Raw genomic sequence first — 354 nt, 5'->3', positions numbered from 1 at the left:
CCGCAGCCGGGTGAGCGTGTGCTGGATCTATGCGCGGCACCAGGTGGTAAAAGTACGCATTTAATCGCCAAAATGCATGATGAGGGTCTGCTGGTTGCCAATGAGATCTTTCGCAAGCGGGCCAATATCCTAGCTGAAAATCTTGAACGCTGGGGGACTCGGCATGCAGTCGTGATGAATGAGAGCCCAGCTGACCTTGAAAAACAGTTTCCGCAGTTTTTTGATCGAATCTTAGTGGATGCGCCTTGTTCTGGTGAGGGAATGTTCCGCAAAGAGCCGGCCGGAATTGAGTACTGGACGCCGGATTATCCAAGTGAATGTGCCAATCGTCAGCGCAAGATTTTAAGCTCAGCT

At 51.4% G+C, this 354-nt stretch carries 1 pseudogene; it reads left to right on the top strand.

Going from position 1 to position 354, the window contains the following annotated elements:
- Positions 1-354, top strand: a pseudogene (locus tag LI126_RS14600) (RNA methyltransferase); the annotation flags it as partial.

This window comes from Mediterraneibacter sp. 210702-DFI.5.30 (assembly GCF_020560115.1).
GTDB lineage: Bacteria > Bacillota > Clostridia > Lachnospirales > Lachnospiraceae > Mediterraneibacter > Mediterraneibacter faecis.
The sequence above is the reverse complement of the archived record's forward strand: the minus strand, read 5'-3'. Positions and strand labels throughout refer to the sequence as shown.